We start from the raw sequence: 21701 nt of genomic DNA, 5'->3' as shown, positions 1-21701 counted from the left end.
ATTGAACATCTTCAATATTGCAGTTATGCATATTAAAAGAGATTTCAGGGACGTAAGAACTTTAGTTTTTATGTTAGCATTTCCTATTGTGCTTATGCTTGTGCTAGGGACAGCGTTAACGAATGCATTTAATAGTGATAGTCAATCGATTAAGGATATACAAGTGCTATATAAAGATGAAGCGAGTAGCACATTTTCTCAATCGTTTGAAGCATTTACGAAAGAAGTCGATAAATCGGGTATTCATTTTAAAAAAGCTTCTGAAGGTATAGATGGGAAAGAGGCAGTGAAGCAAAATAAATATGCTGCTTATGTAGAATTAAATAAAGATGGTGCAAAGTTTTACGGAAGTGACAAAAGTAGTATTGAGGGAAGTATTGTGGAAGGTATGCTTACAACATTTGTTGATAAGTACAATGTAGCAACCGAAGTGGCAAAAGTAGATCCTAGTAAGGTGAGCGCAGTTATTTCAAATGGGAATCATAATGATTATATAAAAGAAACATCTTTACAAGCTGCGAAAAAGCCAGGTTCTATGGATTACTATGCGGTTGTAATGACGACGATGATCGCACTATATGCTGGGATGGGAGCGAGTTCTTTAATTCGAGGAGAACGAATACGTAAAACAGGAGATCGTCTCATTGCTGCGCCTATAAGTAAGGCTGAAATATTCATTGGAAAAGTACTTGGTAGCCTAGTAGCAAACGCCCTTTGCGTATTACTTGTCATGTTATTTAGCAAATTTGTATTTCAAGCGAATTGGGGCGACCATCTTGGAATTATATTTATTATTTTGTTAACACAAGTCTTTCTAGCAATTAGCTTCGGTTTAGGGATCGGGTATATTACGAAAACAGCTGAATCATCGAGAGCAATTATTCTTGTTGTTATACAGTTAGCTTCTATTTTTGGTGGTGCATACTTCGTAGTAGAAGAAAATTTCGTTACGAACTTATCACCATTAACGTGGGCAAACACAGCTGTCATGAAAATTATTTATGCAAACGATGTAGGAGCGGCACTGCCGGTAATATGTTTAAATCTTGGGATTTCAGCACTCTTTTTATTAATTGCAATTATTGCATTACGTAGACGGGAGGGGCTATAGTATGAAAGATATTTTATGGCTCATACAAAAAACACTATCTGTCCTTTTGAAAAATAAAAAAGGATTATTCATTATTATTAGTTTGCCGATAATCGGAACGCTCATCTCTTTTTCGATATACGGAAATGCGGGGCAAGGTACGTTAAATATCGGGATTGTAAATAAAGAAAATGAGCCGATAGCAAATGATACGATAAAGTTTTTAGAAGGGTTAAATCATGTGAAAGTGAGTAAGGTTAAGGAGTCGGAAGTAGAAGATAAACTCACTTCCAAAAAACTTGATGGAGTTATTACATTACATTCTGGTTTTTCAAAAAGTGTTCGAGAAGGGAAACCTAATCATATCGAGATTGCATCGATTAAAGGTGATCAAGTAACAGCATTTATAAAATCATATTTATATAACTATATTGATAATGTAGCAGCTATTAGTAAAGTAGCAGGAACAGATCAAAGTACATTTGATACTATGTACGCAGGGTATCAAAAAAGTTCATTTAAAATGAAAACTGAGACGCTAGAAGATACTTCGAAAAATAAAGATATGACAAACCAAACGATGGGTTACCTTATTATGTTTATGCTGTTTTCAGCAGTGAACTTATCAGGATTTATTTTAAAAGAAAAAGAGAATAGAACGTACTTTAGATTATTATCAACACCAATTGATGGAAAGAAATTTATATTGTCCAACGTCGCGGTAAATATGATGATACTAACATTGCAAATTGTCATTGCAGTATTATTTATGACGAATGTTTTTCATACAAATATTAATATGCCTGTCATAGTAATGATTGGTGTGCTTATGATATTCGCTTTAATTGCAATTGGTTTATCATTAGTCATTGTGTCTTTTTCAAAAAGTTCGGCTGCTTCAAATGCAATGCAAAATCTAGTGATAGTACCAACATGTTTGCTTGCTGGATGTTATTTTCCATATGACATTATGCCAAAAGCGGTACAAAAAGTAGCTGATTTCCTACCGCAGCGCTGGTTACTAGATACGATAGCAAAACTACAGCAAGGTATTCCATTCTCTGAGTTGTATTTGAATATTTTAATCTTATTCGCCTTTGCAATAGCATTTTTCTTAATTGCGATTTATAAGTTTGGAAGAAATAATGATGCGAGGAATTTTGTTTAATGTGAAATGGGTGTGACGTTAAGTCGCATCCTTTTTTTGTATGAAGCATGAAATCTAAACTTGAATGACAAAATAGAAGGGTGGAAAGAAAATGATCGGAAGGAAATCAAAATGATTAAAAAAATATTACGAGTTACTTCTATTATTATTGCTATTTTCGTTTTTATTTTAATTTGGATGCATATCGATGTTACCCTCGGTAGGAAAATGGAAGCTGGGAAAAACATGCCGACAGAGTATGCACCTCATTATAGTGACTTTCAATTATATGTAGAAGGAAAGTCTTTTTATAAACAATTATTTACTGATATAAGAGAAGCGAAAAGTTCTATTTACACGTATTTTTTTATTTTGTCGGATGATAAAAGCAGCCATACGTTTTTAAACTTATTAAAAGGGAAGGCGAAAGAAGGAGTAAACGTATATTTATCGGTTGATTTAATTAATGATTTATCATTTGAAAGAAAGATGAAAAAAGAATTACAGGAAAGTGGTGTGCATTTTACATATAGTAGGGAGCCGCAATTACCATTTGGTTTTTATTCTCTGCATCATCGTAATCATCGCCGCATTACGACGATAGATGGTGAGATTGGATATACGGGTGGTTTTAATATCGGGGATGAGTACTTAGGGAAAGATAAGCGATTTGGATATTGGCGTGACTATCATGTAAGGGTAAGAGGAGAAGGGGCAAAGGATTTAGAAGAACAGTTCGCTTTAGACTGGAAGCGAGACACGAATGAAGATATAAAGAGGAGTACGAATAAGGCTAGTAAAGGGAACACGTTACATACAATGGTTAGTTACAATGGGCATCACGTCGCTGAAAAATATGTAGAGTTAATAAACCAAGCCAAGCATTCGATTGTCATTACGACGCCATATTTTATAGCGAAAAATAAAGAGTTAATGAATGCTTTAATCGCGGCGCAAAAACGTGGTGTTACAGTGAAAATACTTTGGTCATATAAACCAGACATTCCTCTTATTAAAGAGGCAGCATATCCTTATATCCGGCAAGCTGTTAATAATGGAATTAAGGTATATGGCTATAAAAAAGGAATGTTCCATGGAAAGTTAATGCTAATTGATAATGAATTAACTGTTATCGGTACTACAAATTTTACTGCACGTAGCTTCTATATAAATGATGAGATGAATTTGTATATTCATGGTGGATCTATCGTCTCAGAAGTGAATGAGGCGTTAACGCAAGACTTTCATGATTCGAAAGAAATGACGAAAGAGTTTTTTGAGAAGTTATCATTTTGGGAGCGATGCAAGGAGAAATTTGCGGGTGTGGTTGATTTTTATTTGTGATAAATAAGGAAAAAAAGGTGTCTTTTATAGGCACCTTTTTTGATGGGAATAACTATTATTCATGCACAAGCATCGAAACATCATCATTAATCAACGTCCCCACATGTTCCCCTAAACATATTTTCTTCATCACCCCAGGCTCATCAAAGTTAAAGACGTGTGCTGGTAAATTGTAGTCCCGAGCAAGCAATAAAGCGGCTTGGTCCATGACTTGTATGTTTTGCCTAACAACATCGTTATAGTTCAGCTTTCGATACATTTTCGCCGATTTGTTATGTTTTGGGTCACTTGTAAAGACACCGTCTACTCCTTGTTTTGCGACTAATATGGCGTCACTATTCATTTCGATTGCTCTCTGTACACTTGGGTAATCTGTCGTAACGAAAGGTTGCCCGTTACCACCTCCAAAAATAACGACATAACCGTTATCTAAATGATGGACTGCACGCAAGCGAATATATGGCTCAGCTACTGCGTTAAAAGGGATGGAAGTCATAACGCGTACTTCTTTATTTGTTTTACTAGTTAAAACACCGCGGAGCATTAAGCTATTAATAATCGTACCTAACGTACCGATATTATCAGCTTCTACACGATCAATTCCCCATTCTTCAGCTAGATGACCTCTGAAAATGTTACCGCCACCAATAACAATGGATACTTCGATACCTAAATCAACAATGGATAAAATTTCGTTTGCGATATGTTCTAATCGTTTGGAGTTAAAGCTATTTCCAGTTTGATCGGCAAGAGCGCCGCCGCTTAGTTTTATTAAAACTCTTTTATATGGCCTCATAACAATTCCCCCTATATAGATCGCAATAAAAAAGGAACAAAGGCGAATGCCTTTGTTCCTTTTTAAGAAAATGAAAAAGAAAAGAAGAAGATAGGACGAATTGCTTTGTGTAGTTTTTCATACTATCCACTCCTTTTCATTTCGATTTGTTTTAAGTATATATCTTTTTGATTATACGAAACAATCTGATTACTTATCAAGTATATTTTATCGTTTTTTAACAAAATGGTGTCAATGAAAAATAGAAGAAAAATATTTGAATTTTTTGTGACAAACTTGTAGGTTTTTGTATGATTTTGTAGGTTCGCTTATATGATGTGTGAGTAGCTTTTATAAATTCAAATTGAAAGCGTTCGCATGAAGGGGATGAACATAAATGAAAAAATTCGGATTGGCAACACAAATTTTTGTCGCGCTTGTTTTAGGGATTGTAGTAGGGGCAGTCTTTTATGGCAATAAAACGGCGATTTCTTATATCACACCAATTGGGGATATATTTATTCACTTAATTAAGATGATTGTAGTACCAATTGTTATTTCAGCATTAATTGTTGCGGTAGCTGGCGTGGGAGATATGAAAAAGCTTGGGAAACTGGGCGGTAAGACAATTCTTTATTTCGAAATTATTACGACGATTGCTATTTTAATGGGATTACTTGCAGCGAATATATTCCAACCAGGTACTGGCGTTGATATGAGCAATTTACAGCAAAGTGATATTTCTTCTTATAAACAAACTGCAGATGCAACAGAGAAGAAAGGATTTGCTGAAACGATTGTTCATATTGTACCGAAAAACGTATTTGAATCTATCTCACAAGGTGACTTATTACCGATTATATTCTTCTCCGTGTTATTTGGTTTAGGAGTTGCGGCAATTGGAGAAAAAGGAAAGCCTGTCTTTAACTTTTTTGAAGGTGTACTCGAAGCAATGTTTTGGGTTACAAATCAAGTTATGAAGTTTGCACCATTCGGTGTATTCGCATTAATTGCTGTTACGGTTGCAAAATTTGGTGTAGCAACACTACTTCCGTTAGGAAAACTAGTGCTAGCTGTATACGTAACTGTTATACTATTCGTTGTGATTGTATTAGGTATTAATGCACGAATGGTTGGCGTAAACATTTTTACATTAATAAAAATTTTAAAAGAAGAACTTATTCTTTCATTTACGACAGCAAGTTCAGAAGCTGTTTTACCTAATATAATGAGAAAAATGGAAGAGTTCGGTTGTCCAAAGGCAGTTGCCTCTTTCGTAATTCCGACAGGTTATACATTTAACTTGACTGGATCGGCTATTTATCAAGCGTTAGCGGCATTGTTTGTTGCACAAATGTATGGTGTACACATGTCACTGACGGAGCAAATAACGTTATTATTCGTTCTCATGTTAACATCCAAAGGTATGGCGGGAGTTCCAGGTGCATCGTTCGTTGTTGTATTAGCAACGTTAGGTTCAATGGGGTTACCACTAGAAGGTATCGCATTAATTGCGGGAATTGACCGCATTTTAGATATGATTCGCTCATCTGTCAATGTATTAGGAAATGCATTAGCGGCCATTGTTATGTCGAAGTGGGAAGGCGAATTCGATAATGAGAAAGCAAAACAATATGTAGAAACAGTCAAAGAAACAAAAGCAGCATAAGAAATCGTTAAGGAGTGAATAATCATGGCAACATTAACTGAAGTTAAAAATGGTGTGCGAATTGAAAAAGATTTTTTAGGTGAAAAAGAAGTACCAAATTATGCATACTACGGCGTACAAACAATGCGTGCAGTAGAAAACTTCCCAATTACAGGTTACAAAATTCATGAAGGTTTAATTCAAGCATTCGCAGTTGTAAAAAAAGCAGCAGCACTTGCAAATACAGATGTAGGTAGATTGGAATTGAATAAAGGCGGCGCGATCGCAGAAGCTGCTCAAGAAATTCTAGATGGAAAATGGCACGATCATTTCATCGTCGACCCAATTCAGGGCGGTGCGGGTACTTCAATGAACATGAATGCAAATGAAGTCATTGCCAATCGTGCTCTTGAATTATTAGGAATGGAAAAGGGAGACTATCATTATATTAGTCCAAATAGCCATGTGAATATGGCACAATCAACAAACGATGCATTCCCAACGGCGATTCATATCGCGACATTAAATGCATTAGAAGGCTTATTACAAACGATGGGTTATATGCATGATGTATTTGAATTAAAAGCAGAACAATTTGACCATGTTATTAAAATGGGTCGTACGCATTTACAAGATGCTGTACCAATTCGTCTTGGACAAGAGTTTAAAGCGTATTCTCGCGTACTTGAACGTGATATGAAACGTATTAAGCAATCACGTCAACATTTATATGAAGTAAATATGGGAGCAACTGCAGTTGGTACAGGCCTAAATGCAGATCCAGAGTATATTGAAGCAGTTGTAAAACATCTTGCTACAATTAGTGAATTACCGCTTGTTGGTGCAGAAGATTTAGTGGACGCAACGCAAAATACTGATGCGTACACAGAAGTGTCTGCAGCACTAAAAGTATGTATGATGAACATGTCTAAAATTGCGAATGACCTTCGCTTAATGGCATCAGGTCCACGTGTTGGTTTAGCAGAAATTATGTTACCAGCTCGTCAACCAGGTTCTTCTATTATGCCAGGGAAAGTAAACCCTGTTATGCCAGAAGTTATTAACCAAATTGCGTTCCAAGTTATTGGTAACGATCATACAATTTGCCTTGCTTCAGAAGCAGGACAATTAGAATTAAATGTTATGGAACCAGTACTTGTTTTCAACTTACTTCAATCTATTAGCATTATGAATAACGGTTTCCGTGCCTTTACAGATAATTGCTTAAAAGGAATTGAAGCGAATGAAGATCGTTTAAAAGAGTATGTTGAGAAAAGTGTAGGAATTATTACAGCCGTGAACCCTCATATCGGTTATGAAGCAGCAGCTCGTGTTGCGAAAGAAGCAATTGCAACAGGTCAATCCGTTCGTGAACTTTGTGTGAAAAATGGTGTATTGTCACAAGAAGATTTAGAGTTAATTCTAGATCCATTTGAAATGACACATCCAGGGATTGCAGGAGCAACTCTTTTAAAGAAAAATTAAAAGAAGAGGGGGACAATCCCCTCTTTTTTGTTTACAATATAGAAATGCTATATATGAATAGAGGTAGGGATGTTATGAGTAAGTTTACAGTGGCTTCTAATGGTGCATTAGAAACAACATTAAGAGGAGCAGAAGTATTATCAACACCACTTTTAAATAAAGGGGTAGCTTTCACACAAGAGGAAAGAGAAGAGTTAGGTTTAAAAGGTTTATTACCGCCAGCGGTTTTAACATTAGAAGAACAAGCACGCCGAGCATATGAACAATTTAGTTCTCAGCCGGATGATTTATTAAAAAATGTATACTTAACGGCGTTACATGATCGAAATGAAGTATTATTTTATCGTATATTAACAGATCATTTACGTGAAATGTTACCGATTGTATATACACCAACTGTAGGTGTAGCAATTCAAAGGTATAGTCATGAATACCGTAAACCACGTGGTATTTATTTATCAATTAACGATCCATCAGGTATTGAAGATGCATTTGCCGATATCGGTGCAACAGCTGAAAATATTGATTTAGTCGTTGTAACGGATGGAGAAGGTATATTAGGAATTGGTGATTGGGGTGTTGGTGGAATTAACATCGCAATTGGGAAATTAGCTGTATATACGGCCGCAGTTGGAATCGATCCTAGCCGTGTATTACCAGTAATTTTAGATGTAGGTACAAATCGTGAGGAATTATTAAACAATCCATTTTATATTGGAAATCGTCATCCTCGTATAACAGGTGAAGCGTACGATGAATTTATTGATACGTTTGTTCAAGCGGTAAATAAACAATTCCCGAAGGCGCTTCTACATTGGGAAGACTTCAGTTCTCGAAATGCACGAAAAATTTTAGATAAATATCGTCATGACGTTTGTACATTTAATGATGATATTCAAGGTACAGGGGCAGTTTCACTTGCTGCTGTATTATCGGCAGTAAAAGCTTCTGGTGTACCGCTAAGTGAGCACGGTGTTGTTGTGTTTGGTGCTGGTACGGCTGGAATCGGTATCGCAGATCAAGTAAGAGATGCAATGGTTCGCGTCGGCTTATCAGACGAAGAATCTCATAATCGTTTCTGGTGTATTGACCGTAACGGATTAGTTACAGATAATATGGAAGGTCTTCTTGATTTCCAAATTCCATATGCAAGAAAAGAAGCAGAAGTAAGTGATTGGAAACAAAATGATGTGATTGGGCTTGCTGAAGTTGTGAAACATGTAAAACCGACAATTTTAATTGGAACATCAACAGTTGCGGGCGCATTTAAAGAAGAGATTATTAAAGAAATGGCTTCTCACGTAGAAAGACCAATTATTTTACCAATGTCGAATCCAACACCACTTGCGGAAGCGAAACCAGCAGATTTAATCGAGTGGACAGAAGGAAGAGCGTTAGTTGCAACAGGAAGTCCGTTTGAACCGGTTACATATAACGGTGTAACGTATGTGATTGGACAGTCAAATAACGCACTTATTTTCCCAGGACTAGGTCTTGGTACAATTGTTGTTCGTGCAAGCGTCATGACGGATGGAATGTTCGCAGCAGCAGCTGAAGCAGTTGCAAGTATGGTAGATACAAGTCAACCAGGAGCACCTATTTTGCCAGAAGTTGAAGAGTTACGTAATATCTCTGAACTAGTTGCAATTGAAGTAGCGAAAGTTGCAGTTGCAGAAGGTATTGCTAGAGAGAACTTAAGTGATAACGATATTAAGATTGCAGTGAAAGAAGCAATGTGGAAGCCTGAGTATCGTCAAATAAAAGCGGTAGAAAAGGTTAGTATATAGAGAAGAAGCCCGTTTATAATAATAAACGGGCTTTACTTATACATTTTGAAAAAATATATAGGAAGTGGCAGCTTTGAATTGGAATCAATTATGGAAGAAAGATATGTATCTTTTAATTATATTAATGGTAGTTGTCCCAATTGCTGGAGAGCTTAATTTTCATCCTTTTAATGATATGTTTCGTGTTAGCTTCGGGACACCGCTTTTCTTCTTTTTATTACTATTTTTAAGAAGAATACCAGCAGCTGCTGCAGGTGTTCTCGTCGGTATATCTGTAGTTTTATTCCGTGTAAGTCTTGACTGGGTATTGCAAGGTTCATTCCATATGACAGAATCATTTTATTTGCGCTATCCTGTGTTCTTTTATTATTTTATTTATGGAAGCCTCTTTTCGTTTTGTAGGGTAAATAAGTTTCATCAGAAGCCAATTGTTATTGGGTGCCTTGGAATTTCAATTGAAATTATTGCAAGTATGTCAGAACTTGCGTTTTATCATATGCTCGTACTAGGCACAACAATAACAGTTTCTGAAGTGAATAAACTAATCATTATAGCTATTTTCCGTAGTTTCTTTGCGCTCGGTTTTTTAAATATGATGAATTTATATGAAACGAAATTAAAAGAATCCCAAGTTCGAAAAGAAAATGAAAATATGTTAATGTATCTCTCTAATTTATATGTGGAATCTGTCCATTTGAAAAAAACGTTACAAAATGCTGAGTTAATTACACAAGAAGCATATCAACTATATCGAAACTTACAAGCGAACGATGACTTAAATAGCAAAACAGCTTTAAAAATAGCAGGAGAAGTGCATGAAATAAAAAAGGATAATCAAAGGATTTTTGCAGGGTTATCTAAACTGTTATTAGATAAAAATGTGGCTGAGTATGTAGAAGGACATGAATTAGCGGAAATAATTGTAAGAATAAATGAGAAGTATGCTGAAATGCTAGGAAAAGATATACGTTTTTCTAAACATATAGAAGGTGAGCACGCTGCATATCACGTGTATACAGTTCTATCAATTTTTAATAATTTAGTTGCAAATGCAGTGGAAGCAATTGAGGATAGAGGTCTCATTAGTATAAAGCTATATAAACGAGATAAACATATATTCTTTGAAGTAATTGACGATGGTCCTGGTATTGCACAGAAGTATAAGAAATTAGTATTTAAGCCAGGGTTTACTTCAAAGTATGATCAAACGGGAACACCGTCAACAGGTATTGGACTTTCTTACATAAACGAAATGGTAACAGAGCTAGGTGGAGAAGTGAGATTAGAAGACCGAGAAACTGGCGGCGGGTGTAAGTTTATCGTTTGTTTACCGGAGTGCAGTTTAAAGCGGGAAGGGGAATAATGTTGTTTTATTATATCGTAGATGATGATGAAGTTTTCCGTTCTATGCTTTCGCAAATTATTGAAGATGGAGATCTTGGGGAAGTAATTGGAGAGTCGGAAGACGGAGCTTTTATTGAAGCGGACCAACTGAATTTTAAAAAAGTAGATATTTTGTTTATTGATTTATTAATGCCAATGCGAGACGGAATTGAAACAGTTCGTCATATTGCGTCCGCTTTTACTGGGAAGATCATTATGATTTCTCAAGTTGAATCGAAGCAACTTATAGGTGAGGCGTATACACTTGGAGTAGAATATTATATTACAAAGCCACTGAATAAAATTGAAGTTGTATCTGTTGTACGAAAAGTAATGGAGCGTATTCGTTTGGAGCGTTCTATACATGATATTCAAAAATCATTGAATAACGTTTTTAAGTGGGAACAGCCGCAAGTTCGAAATGAGCCAATACAAGAAGGGAAGAAAATAGCGGATTCAGGGCGCTATTTATTATCAGAACTCGGTATTGCGGGAGAGAACGGAAGCAAAGACTTGCTTAGTATGTTGGAATATTTATATGGGCAGGAAAAGGCACAAACATTTGAATTTGGATTTCCTGCGTTAAAAGATATTTTCCATCATATTACAATAAGAAAATTAGGGGATGTAGCTTTAGATACGGATATTGATAAAGAGAAGAAAGCATCTGAGCAAAGGGTAAGAAGGGCGATTTATCAATCGTTAAATCACTTAGCTTCCCTCGGGTTAACAGACTTTTCGAATCCGAAATTTGAAAGCTATGCTCCGAAATTTTTTGATTTTACTATAGTTAGAAAACGGATGACAGAAATGACGAAAGATGAAGTAGCGGCTTCTGGTCATATACGTATTAACACGAAGAAGTTTATTCAAGTGTTGTATTTTGAGGCAAAACGGTTGATGGAGATAGAATGAAAAGAGATAAGTGTTTCAGATTGTAGACAAAGTCTTGTTCAAATGACATTGAGTTTCTTGGTGCTCAACACGCTTTTGACTCTCTTTTTTTATTAGAGTTGGAATAGAAGCAAAAAATAAATATAATATGGTTAATGCACCAACGGGGAGGAGGACAGGGCATGAATAAAGAAGAAAAGATCATAGTGGGTTTCAGGGACTTATATAATAAGATTGTTTGGCTTAATAAGGATAAGATGGAAGACAGTCTTAAGGGGTATAATTCTTCTGAAGTACATTGTATCGAATACATTGAAAAAAATGTAGATTCTAACGTGACAAAACTTGCAGAGTCCTTTTATATGACTCGCGGTGCCATAAGTAGAATAACAAAAAAACTTATAAAAAAAGGCCTTATCGAAAGTTATCAGAAGTCGGATAATAAGAAAGAAATCTATTTTAGGCTTACTGAACAAGGGAAAGTAATTTATAAAATACATGAGGATCTGCACAAAGAGTTTGAAGAACGGGATAAAGTTGTGTTTGATCAAGTAACCGAGGAAGAATTTGATAGTATACTTAGCTTTGTGGAAAAGTATAGTAGACATTTAGATACAGAAATAAAGAAACAAGGTGTACATATTAAGTCGTAATCTATTTGAAAAATAAAAATGAAACGAAAGGCAGTCCAAGGATGGATTGCCTTTTTTATTGTTGTAATTTTGTTGACAAGGAAACAAAATGGAGTTATTGTTTTGTTGATAAGGAAACAAAAATAACTGTTGGGGTGAGAATGTAAATGTCCAAATTCAGATCACATAATGAACATAATACGGAAAGAGTCATAGATAAACACGCCTTACTATTCGGTCTTATCTCTGTGTTTCTTTGTGGAATAGGATTCAGCATTATAATACCTGTCGTTCCATTTTTAGTGCAGCCGTATGCAAGTAATTCGGCAGAACAAGCGGTCGTCGTTACGCTATTAACTTCTGTTTATGCAGTCTGCGTATTTTTTGCGGCTCCCGCACTTGGAGCTTTGAGTGATAAATATGGTCGTCGTCCATTACTTTTAGTATGCCTTTTCGGTTCCGCAATCGGGTACTTAGTTTTTGGCATAGGAGGAGCTCTATGGATACTATTTGCTGGACGCATAATAGAAGGTATAACAGGAGGGAGCATAAGCACTATCTTCGCATATTTTGCAGATATTATTCCTCCAGAACAAAGAACGAAATACTTCGGATGGATAAGTGCGGTTGTAGGAGTAGGCACTGTTATTGGACCAACTATAGGTGGATATCTTGCCAAGTTTGGTTATTCTGTACCTATGTATTTTGGAGCAATCATAACTTTATTAAATGTTGTTTATGGAATCTTATATATGCCTGAGAGCCTTGACAAAAATAATAGATTGAAAGAGATTACCTTTGTAAGATTGAATCCATTTACACAACTTGCAAATATACTTTCCATGAAAAATTTAAAATGGCTACTTGTCTCAGCATTCTTACTTTGGATACCAAATGGATCTTTACAGGCAATTTTTTCACAATTTACAATGGATACTTTTAGTTGGAAGCCTGCGTTAATCGGACTTATGTTTTCAATTATGGGATTCCAAGATATCATTTCACAAAGTTTTATAATGCCAAAACTTTTGACAAAACTTACTGATAAACAGATAGCAATTCTCGGAATGGTTTCGGAGATTATAGGTTATAGTCTTATTGCAGCATCAGCTTTGTTCTCATTTTATCCGTTTCTTATCGCTGGAATGTTTATATTTGGTTTTGGTGATTCCATCTTTGGACCTTCATTCAATGGGATGCTCTCGAAGACTGTTGATTCTAGTGAACAAGGAAGGATTCAAGGAGGTAGTCAATCTATTCAGGCTTTAGCAAGAATGATTGGGCCGATCATTGGAGGTCAAATTTATGTTTCACTTGGGCATGCCGCACCTGCTTGTATGGGGATCATCCTTATACTAGCCGCAATAACAGTCTTATATAAGGGCACGCATGAAAATATGTAAATTACCTACTTTATCCTCCTATTATAGAGAGTAAGCCCCCTGCATCAAAATATGCACATCCATCTCAACGGTGTGTGTGAAAAACTTTTATTACTCTTTTTCATAAAATCATATCTTTTAAATTATTGATGCGATGGCCAGTAAAACTTTTACATGAAAAATGTAGAAGATATTTAAATACTATGCTGGAACCTTTCAGAATAGCCTGTATAATAGGCGGTTTTAAGAGTTTAGGGACAAGTACTGAAACTCTATTTGCTTACAGTCTGAGGCGTTTATAAATAAGTATCTTTTTTGTTAAACCAACATTTTATATTTTCTCGTGAAGCATGTAAAATGTTAAGTAAGAGAAAATGGTTTTACAGTAAGGAAGTGTCAAAGCAATGAGTTTTACGTTAAATAAATCGATTATTAAAGAAGTGTGCGGAGAGACCTCATATAAAAGAGGCGAAGCTTATTATAAATCAAATAAAGTAATAATAAATCATTATGATGAAAATAAAGAAATTTGCGAGGCGACAGTAAAAGGAAACGAAGATTTTCATGTTACAGTCGAAAAAATTAAAAAGGGTGATGTTGTTGCGAAATGTAGTTGTCCGTCATTAGCGTCTTTTCAAACGTACTGTCAACATGTTGCAGCAGTATTGATACAAATAAATTATAATCAGCAAACGGGTGGAATGCGCCCAGCTAGTAGTGAACACATGAGCGGGAATGATCAATTAACAAGTGGGATGTTTCAGTTGTTTGCAGACAAGCCACTGAGACCGAAAAGTAAACAACATCGTTTTGATACACGTGAAATACTTCATGTTGAATTTATTTGTACACCAGTAGTTACGAAACAAGGTGGAGCGCTTCTAGGAATGCAGCTGAAACTTGCCAAAACGTATTTCGTAAATCAGATTAGAGAATTTCTTTTTAAGGTGGAGAGAAGAGAACTTTTTAATTGTTCCAATGAGTTTACATATACACCAGATGTACATAGCTTTAAACAAGATACAGATGCGATTATTCAGCAACTTATTAAAATTCATCATAATGAAAAAATGTATGAGGATACGCTAGAAGTACATGCAAAACAAGATGATAGCATGATTTTAATACCGCCAGCGTCTTGGGGGGATATGCTTTCTTTACTTTCTAAAGTTGAGTGTGTGAGACTGAATCAAAATGGACAATCTTTTCATGGTTTACAAATTTCAAAAGGACTCCTTCCATTACATTTTGAGTTTAATAAAGGGAGTAACAGTGGGTTTACGCTTTATATTGATGGCTTACAACGAGTTGAGGTAATGGATACGTATAGTTATGCTCTATTTGGAGGGAAACTGTATCAGTTGAACGCTGAGGATTGCAAGCGGCTTATCGAATTACAAAAAATGATGAATCGCTCTAGTAGTAACCAATTATACATTCCGGCAGATAAGATGGAATATTTTGTAGCGAAAGTTGTACCAGGTTTAATGAAGCTAGGAACTGTACGAATAGATGAGGTAGTATCAGATCGTGTTGAAACACCCGTATTAAAAGCGAAATTATATTTAGATAGAGTGAAAAATCGCTTGTTAGCAGGTCTTGAATTTCACTATGGAAACGTCATAATTAATCCGTTAGAAGAGGATGGACAGCCGTCTGTTTTTAATCGTGATGAGAAAAAGGAAAAAGAGATTTTAGATATTATGAGTGAAAGTGCCTTTGCGAAAACGGAAGGCGGTTACTTTATGCATAATGAAGAAGCTGAGTACAATTTTTTATATCACGTCGTTCCAACATTAAAAGGTTTACTTGATATTTATGCGACGACAGCAATCAAATTACGAATTCATAAAGGAGATACAGCTCCTCTTATTAGAGTTAGACGAAAAGAGAGGATAGACTGGTTGTCATTTCGTTTTGATATAAAAGGAATACCGGAGGCGGAAATTAAAGGAGTATTAGTAGCTCTTGAAGAGAAACGGAAATATTACCGATTAGCGAACGGTTCTTTATTATCACTGGAGAGTAAAGAGTTTAATGAAATTAATCAATTTGTAAAAGAAACGGGTATTCGGAAAGAATTTTTACATGGGGAAGAAGTGAATGTTCCGCTTATCCGGAGTGTAAAATGGATGAACGGACTTCACGAAGGTAATGTTTTAAGTTTGGATGATTCTGTTCAAGAGCTAGTAGAAAATATTCAAAACCCGAAAAAATTGAAATTTGCTGTGCCAAATACTTTACATGCAGAAATGCGAGAGTATCAAGTGTATGGATTCGAGTGGATGAAAACACTCGCCTATTACCGTTTTGGAGGCATTTTAGCAGACGATATGGGACTAGGGAAAACACTGCAAAGCATTGCTTTTATAGACTCTGTTTTGCCTGAAATTCGAGAGAAAAACATGCCTATATTAGTAGTCTCTCCGTCGTCCCTCGTTTATAATTGGCTGAGTGAATTGAAAAAATTCGCCCCGCATATTAGAGCAGTTATTGCAGATGGAAATCAAATAGAGCGCCGAAAAATTTTAAAAGATATAGCAGAATTTGATGTCATAATTACGTCATATCCATTGCTGAGAAGAGATATAAGGTTGTATGAAAGGCCGTTTCATACACTATTTCTTGATGAAGCACAAGCGTTTAAAAACCCTACAACGCAAACTGCAAAAGCGGTGAAAACGATTCAAGCGGAGTATCGTTTCGGATTAACAGGAACACCTGTAGAAAATTCGTTAGAAGAGCTATGGTCTATCTTCCATGTCGTCTTCCCAGAATTATTACCAGGAAGAAAAGAGTTCGGTGATTTAAGGCGTGAGGATATAGCGAAGCGAGTGAAACCATTCGTATTAAGACGATTAAAAGAGGACGTATTAAATGAGTTGCCAGATAAAATAGAGCATTTACAGTCATCGGAGTTATTACCAGACCAAAAGAGATTGTACGCAGCTTATTTAGCGAAATTAAGGGAAGAAACGTTAAAACATTTAGACAAAGATACGTTACGTAAAAATAAAATTAGAATTTTAGCTGGTTTAACGAGATTACGACAAATTTGTAATCATCCTGCTTTATTCGTTGATGATTACAAAGGCAGTTCAGCTAAATTTGAACAACTGTTAGAGATTTTAGAAGAATGTAGAAGTACTGGGAAGAGAATTTTGATCTTTTCTCAATTTACGAAGATGCTTTCCATTATTGGTCGTGAGTTAAATCGTCAAGCGATTCCATACTTTTATTTAGACGGGAGTACACCAGCGCAGGAACGTGTAGAGCTATGCAATCGGTTTAACGAAGGTGAAGGCGATTTGTTTCTTATTTCTTTAAAAGCTGGTGGTACGGGTCTTAACTTAACTGGTGCAGATACAGTGATATTATATGATTTATGGTGGAATCCAGCTGTTGAACAACAAGCAGCAGATAGAGCATATAGAATGGGACAAAAAAATACGGTGCAAGTTATTAAGTTAGTAGCCCACGGAACAATTGAAGAGAAAATGCATGAACTACAAGAAACGAAGAAAAATTTAATTGCTGAAGTAATTGAGCCAGGAGAAGGGAAATTATCCTCCATAACTGAGGAAGAAATTCGAGAAATTCTTATGATTTAAAATAAAAAAAGCTATGCTTTCAAATTTATGAGAGCATAGTTTTTTTGTTGTAATAATTATATTTTGTTTTGAACAAAGTAAAGAAATCAAATGGTATTTAAATTACTTCTTTGTGCCTTTACTTTTGTATGGCTTTGCTGCTTTCTTTTTCTTTGCACTTGATTGCCAACGGTTCCATCCTTTACTTCCTGTACCTTGTCCTACACCTTTTTTCGGTTTCGCTTTCGTTTTGCTCATATGATCACTCCGTTATATAAAAATCTTGTTTGATAATAGTCAATGAATTAGAAAATACTCTTGATAAATGACTATGTTTGCTTTAAGTAAAAACAAACTGCTTGAATGCTATAGTATATCATGAAATTGCAAGTAAACTGAAAGGAATTACAAAGAAAATGAAAATAATAAGAAATACTGCGGATTCTATATTTCGAACAATTACACTAATTGTTGTGTATACGTTAGTTTCGGTTAGTGAAACATTTTTTGGATTGACGAGGCAGAAGAAGTAAAGATGTTAAATTAACAACAATCAATAAAGCCGTAAAATATAGAATTGAAAAATATTTTAAAACTTTTTGTTGACTTTCTTTATTTTTTGTATAGAATAATCATTAATAAAATGTTTCAGAGATGTGACAACAAAACGACTATGAAAGGACGAGTAGTAGTAGGACGTAGTCTAAGCGAGTCAGGGGTGGTGTGAGCCTGATACGAAGCCTATTATGAAGAACCTCCTGGAGTTGCTAACCGAAACCCTTTATAGGAAAGTAGACTTAGCCGGGCACTTCGCCGTTACAAGAAGAACAGTATCGAGATCTTCATCTCCGTACTGTATAAGTGAGCAACCTCTGTTGCTAATTTGGGTGGTACCGCGGAACCAAAGCCTTTCGTCCCAGTTTTTTGGGGAAGAAGGGCTTTTTTTGTTGGCTTCTTTTCACAACATCCAAACATTTTAGGGGGAAACCACCATGTATCAATCATTAATGACAGTAAGAGAGACTCAAATCGCAATTAAGGAAGTTAAAACATTTTTCGAAGACCAATTAGCAAAACGTCTTGAACTATTCCGCGTATCTGCACCATTATTCGTAACGAAAAAATCAGGATTAAACGATCATCTAAACGGTGTAGAACGTCCAATTGAATTTGATATGTTACATTCAGGAGAAGAATTAGAAATTGTTCATTCACTAGCAAAGTGGAAACGATTTGCACTACATGAATATGGATATGAAGCTGGTGAAGGTTTATATACAAACATGAACGCGATTCGTCGTGATGAAGAACTTGATGCAACACATTCCATTTACGTCGACCAATGGGATTGGGAAAAAATTGTTCAAAAAGAATGGCGCACTGTAGATTACTTACAAGAAACAGTACGAACAATTTATGGAATATTCAAAGATTTGGAAGATCACTTATTTGAAAAATATCCGTTCCTTGGAAAGTATTTACCAGAAGAAGTTGTTTTCATTACTTCCCAAGAGCTAGAAGATAAATATCCAGAATTAACGCCGAAAGATCGTGAACATGCAATTGCAAAAGAACACGGTGCAGTCTTCATTATCGGAATTGGTGATGCACTTCGTTCAGGTGAAAAGCATGACGGACGCGCAGCCGATTATGATGATTGGAAATTAAACGGTGACATTTTATTCTGGCACCCAGTATTACAAGCTTCATTCGAATTATCATCAATGGGAATTCGTGTTGATAGTAAATCACTTGATGAACAGTTAACAAAAACGGGTGATGATTTCAAACGTGAGTATGATTTCCATAAAGGTATTTTAGAAGATGTACTACCATTAACAATTGGTGGTGGTATTGGACAATCAAGAATGTGCATGTACTTTTTACGCAAAGCACATATCGGTGAAGTTCAATCTTCTGTATGGCCTGACGATTTACGTGAAGATTGTAAGAAAGAAAACATTCATCTGTTTTAATTAATATAAGTGAGAGGGAGAGTAGCTTGAAAATAGAGTTACTCTCCCTTTTTTTATTGTGTAAACTAGTGGTTTACAGTGCGTGTTACTAATGGTTTCTTTCTTTTTTATCTCCTTTTATGTAATAATTTGTTAAAGGAGAGGACGTTATGAGTATAGGAGAACAGCTAAAAAAACTACGAGAATCAAAGGAGTTTTCGCAAGAGGATGTTGCTAAAAAAATTGGTGTGACGAGGCAAGCGGTTTATAAGTGGGAAAATGATAAAAGTTACCCTGACATTGATAATTTAATTTTACTGAGCGAAATGTACAACGTTACGCTAGATGAGTTAATAAAAGGGAATCAAAGCTTTAAAGAGAAAATACATATTGATGAAGAAGAGGCGGATTTTGAGAAAGAGAATGAGTTTGGTTTTTATATTGGATTTGGTTTGCTCATTATGAGTGCGTTCATTGAGTATGAAAAAATACAGGTGGTTGTATTAGGAATTGCACTATTCATGATGGTCTTTTACTCGGATGTGAAGAAAATTATTTTCAATGAATATAGATCGTTTTTTCAAGGGAAAGAGAGAAACGATATGTGTGATAAGAAGTAAGAAGAGTCAACTATATTTCCTAGGAAAGAGTTTAAAGAATAAATTTATTGTTTTATAATGATTTTTGGATATCGATAATATATTAAAAAGCTGTTTGCGTAGAGTCTTGAAATCTATGCAAACAGCTTTTTATTTATATAGGAAAGAAATAGATTAATATGCTTTTGTGAGTTGCAATAAAAATATTAAATTAGCTCATTTGCACTAAAGGCTCAATTTTCGCCATAAATGATTGATGAAGTGCTTCCACACCTGTTACTAAATGAAGGCGGTCAATAACGACAGACACTTTAATTTCAGATGTACTTACCATTTTAATATGAATATCTTCTTCTTTTAAAGTAGTGAACATATTCGCAGCAACACCTGGATTAGATACCATACCAGATCCTACAATTGATACTTTTGCTAAATGATTTTCATGTTCTACAGACTCATAGTGAAGAGTTTCTTGATTCTGTTCCAATACTTCTAGTGTTTCTTGTAAGTCATTAGAATGGATAGAGAAGGAAAGATGAACAGTTCCTTCATTTGTAATACTTTGAATAATAATATCTACATTAATATGTGCGTTAGCTAACGTAGAGAAAATTGTTGAAAGTGAACCTTGCTCTAATCCTTTAATTGTTACACGAGTAATATTATCTTCAAAAGCAATACTTTTAACGATTGATTGTTGTTCCATGTTACATTCTCCTTTTACAATTGTTCCGTTTTCTTGTTCCATACTTGAGCGAACTTCTAAAACGACATGGTGATTTTTGGCAAATTCAACAGCACGTGGATGTAATACGCCGGCGCCGAGGTTTGCCAGTTCTAACATTTCATCATAAGAAATTTCATCTAATTTGTAAGCTGTCTTTACAACTCGTGGATCCGTCGTGTATACGCCTGTTACATCCGTATAAATATCACATTTTTTCGCTTTTAGTGCCGCCGCTAATGCAACAGCTGTCGTATCAGAACCGCCACGTCCAAGTGTTGTAATTTCATTTTCTTCACTGATTCCTTGGAAACCAGCTACGATCACAATCGTGCCTTCAGTAAGGTAAGACTGAATACGCTCAACGTTAATGTCAGTAATCCGTGCACTACTATGTACAGATTCTGTCGTAATACCAGCTTGCCATCCTGTTAATGAAATTGCATTATAACCTTTTGCTTGTAGTGCCATTGTTAATAATGAAATAGTTACTTGTTCTCCTGTAGATAGAAGTATATCCATTTCACGTTTGCTTGGATTTTCCACAATAGCTTTAGCTAGTGCTACAAGTTCGTCTGTGCTTTTCCCCATTGCTGAAACGACAGAGACGATACTATGTCCTCGTTCATATTCTTCGATAATTAAATTTGCTACATGTTGAATGCGCTCAACACTTCCGACAGAAGTACCACCAAATTTTTGTACAATCGTTTTCATTACGAATTCCTTCTTTCGTCCATTTTTAAGAATAGATTAGGACATATATAAATCCCAATATTCCTGTAGTTACCAGAGAGAAAAACAAAAAACACCATCTCAAATAAGTGAGGATGGTGCTGTTACAGGAAAAGGGAAACAGAAAACGGAGCTAATAAAAAAACCGCCAAAAAAGGAATACCATGAAAATGATATCTCTTTTTTGTAGATAGCTCTTCATACGTACATGTCTGTACATATGACAGTTCTGTTTCTATTCGAAAACAGCCCCAATTGATAAATGCAGAGAAATTTATCAATTTCGGCAACACTTCCTTTCATCCAATTTCATAGACATCTCTGTGTCTCCATTAGAATACTCATAAGTATTGCAACCTCTATCTCACGTTTTAGGCGAGAGTGTTTGATTTATGAAGTTGTTGGTAACATTTGTTTTATAATAATTTAAATTATTCAGGGAATCAAGTGTTTTATATATATTTTCAAAATTCTTTCTTTTTAGAGATAAAGTTTGTGAAAAATGTAGCAAAATACATATATTACATGTAC

Annotated in this window: 16 protein-coding genes, 1 riboswitch and 1 other annotated feature; of the genes, 13 read left to right on the top strand and 3 right to left on the bottom strand. The window is 35.4% G+C overall.

The genetic code is table 11. From position 1 onward, the window contains the following. Position 1 precedes the first annotated feature (1 nt). The 3 genes from JDS95_RS06170 (at position 2) to cls (ending at position 3581) form a co-directional block, all read left to right on the top strand. Positions 2-1111 carry an ABC transporter permease gene (locus JDS95_RS06170; RefSeq protein ID WP_001020185.1) on the top strand — a complete coding sequence of 370 codons (1110 nt, stop codon included), beginning with the start codon at positions 2-4 and terminating at the stop codon, positions 1109-1111. 1 nt (position 1112) lies between these two features. Then, positions 1113-2258, top strand: coding sequence for an ABC transporter permease (locus JDS95_RS06165; protein ID WP_199690326.1), 1146 nt, complete (start codon positions 1113-1115; stop codon positions 2256-2258). 111 nt (positions 2259-2369) lie between these two features. Then, complete coding sequence (cls, locus tag JDS95_RS06160; protein WP_199690325.1) at positions 2370-3581, top strand: cardiolipin synthase; 1212 nt, start codon at positions 2370-2372, stop codon at positions 3579-3581. A 55-nt stretch (positions 3582-3636) separates the two neighbouring features. Here the strand turns inward: cls and pyrH are convergent, their stop codons facing one another. Beyond that, positions 3637-4377: a UMP kinase gene (gene pyrH / locus JDS95_RS06155; RefSeq protein WP_001248057.1), complete on the bottom strand. Its 741-nt coding sequence runs from the start codon at positions 4375-4377 to the stop codon at positions 3637-3639. 376 nt (positions 4378-4753) lie between these two features. On the opposite strand from pyrH, the gene JDS95_RS06150 reads away from it, so the two are divergent. The 8 genes from JDS95_RS06150 (at position 4754) to JDS95_RS06115 (ending at position 17178) form a co-directional block, all read left to right on the top strand. Then, positions 4754-6025 carry a cation:dicarboxylate symporter family transporter gene (locus JDS95_RS06150; protein WP_000713298.1) on the top strand — a complete coding sequence of 424 codons (1272 nt, stop codon included), beginning with the start codon at positions 4754-4756 and terminating at the stop codon, positions 6023-6025. 24 nt (positions 6026-6049) lie between these two features. Continuing rightward, positions 6050-7489 carry an aspartate ammonia-lyase gene (aspA, locus tag JDS95_RS06145; protein ID WP_000224192.1) on the top strand — a complete coding sequence of 480 codons (1440 nt, stop codon included), beginning with the start codon at positions 6050-6052 and terminating at the stop codon, positions 7487-7489. 74 nt (positions 7490-7563) lie between these two features. Beyond that, the gene (malS, locus tag JDS95_RS06140) at positions 7564-9276 is read left to right on the top strand and encodes an oxaloacetate-decarboxylating malate dehydrogenase (protein ID WP_199690324.1); all 1713 of its coding nucleotides are present in this window, start codon (positions 7564-7566) and stop codon (positions 9274-9276) included. 64 nt (positions 9277-9340) lie between these two features. After that, on the top strand, positions 9341-10639 hold the full coding sequence (locus JDS95_RS06135) for a sensor histidine kinase (RefSeq protein ID WP_002043043.1): 1299 nt from the start codon (positions 9341-9343) through the stop codon (positions 10637-10639). A gap of 2 nt (positions 10640-10641) precedes the next feature. Next, complete coding sequence (locus tag JDS95_RS06130) at positions 10642-11574, top strand: response regulator (RefSeq protein ID WP_033657313.1); 933 nt, start codon at positions 10642-10644, stop codon at positions 11572-11574. A 161-nt stretch (positions 11575-11735) separates the two neighbouring features. Next, positions 11736-12206, top strand: a complete 471-nt coding sequence (locus tag JDS95_RS06125) for a MarR family transcriptional regulator (RefSeq protein WP_001030884.1) — start codon at positions 11736-11738, stop codon at positions 12204-12206. Positions 12207-12352: 146 nt separating this feature from the next. Then, a complete protein-coding gene (locus JDS95_RS06120) occupies positions 12353-13588 on the top strand; it encodes an MFS transporter (protein ID WP_085449949.1) in 1236 nt (411 codons plus the stop codon). Positions 13589-13971: 383 nt separating this feature from the next. Continuing rightward, the gene (locus JDS95_RS06115) at positions 13972-17178 is read left to right on the top strand and encodes a DEAD/DEAH box helicase (protein ID WP_087969963.1); all 3207 of its coding nucleotides are present in this window, start codon (positions 13972-13974) and stop codon (positions 17176-17178) included. 102 nt (positions 17179-17280) lie between these two features. On the opposite strand, the gene JDS95_RS06110 is transcribed toward JDS95_RS06115, so the two are convergent. Then, on the bottom strand, positions 17281-17415 hold the full coding sequence (locus JDS95_RS06110; protein WP_000047591.1) for a DUF3934 domain-containing protein: 135 nt from the start codon (positions 17413-17415) through the stop codon (positions 17281-17283). 406 nt (positions 17416-17821) lie between these two features. Beyond that, positions 17822-18079, top strand: a binding site (T-box leader). Positions 18080-18149: 70 nt separating this feature from the next. On the opposite strand from JDS95_RS06110, the gene asnA reads away from it, so the two are divergent. Both asnA and JDS95_RS06100 read left to right on the top strand, forming a co-directional pair. Next, positions 18150-19133, top strand: a complete 984-nt coding sequence (gene asnA / locus JDS95_RS06105) for an aspartate--ammonia ligase (protein WP_000284902.1) — start codon at positions 18150-18152, stop codon at positions 19131-19133. 149 nt (positions 19134-19282) lie between these two features. Further along, a complete protein-coding gene (locus JDS95_RS06100) occupies positions 19283-19732 on the top strand; it encodes a helix-turn-helix domain-containing protein (protein ID WP_000021946.1) in 450 nt (149 codons plus the stop codon). Between the two features lie 190 nt (positions 19733-19922). On the opposite strand, the gene JDS95_RS06095 is transcribed toward JDS95_RS06100, so the two are convergent. Next, positions 19923-21152 (bottom strand): aspartate kinase, encoded by a 1230-nt coding sequence (locus JDS95_RS06095; protein ID WP_199690323.1) that lies wholly within the window; start codon positions 21150-21152, stop codon positions 19923-19925. A gap of 201 nt (positions 21153-21353) precedes the next feature. Next, positions 21354-21540, bottom strand: a riboswitch (Lysine riboswitch). Positions 21541-21701: the final 161 nt, after the last annotated feature.

Origin of the sequence: Bacillus cereus group sp. N24 (assembly GCF_016483345.1) — a bacterium.
Lineage (GTDB): Bacteria > Bacillota > Bacilli > Bacillales > Bacillaceae_G > Bacillus_A > Bacillus_A toyonensis.
This window is presented reverse-complemented; position numbering and strand designations above follow the sequence as displayed.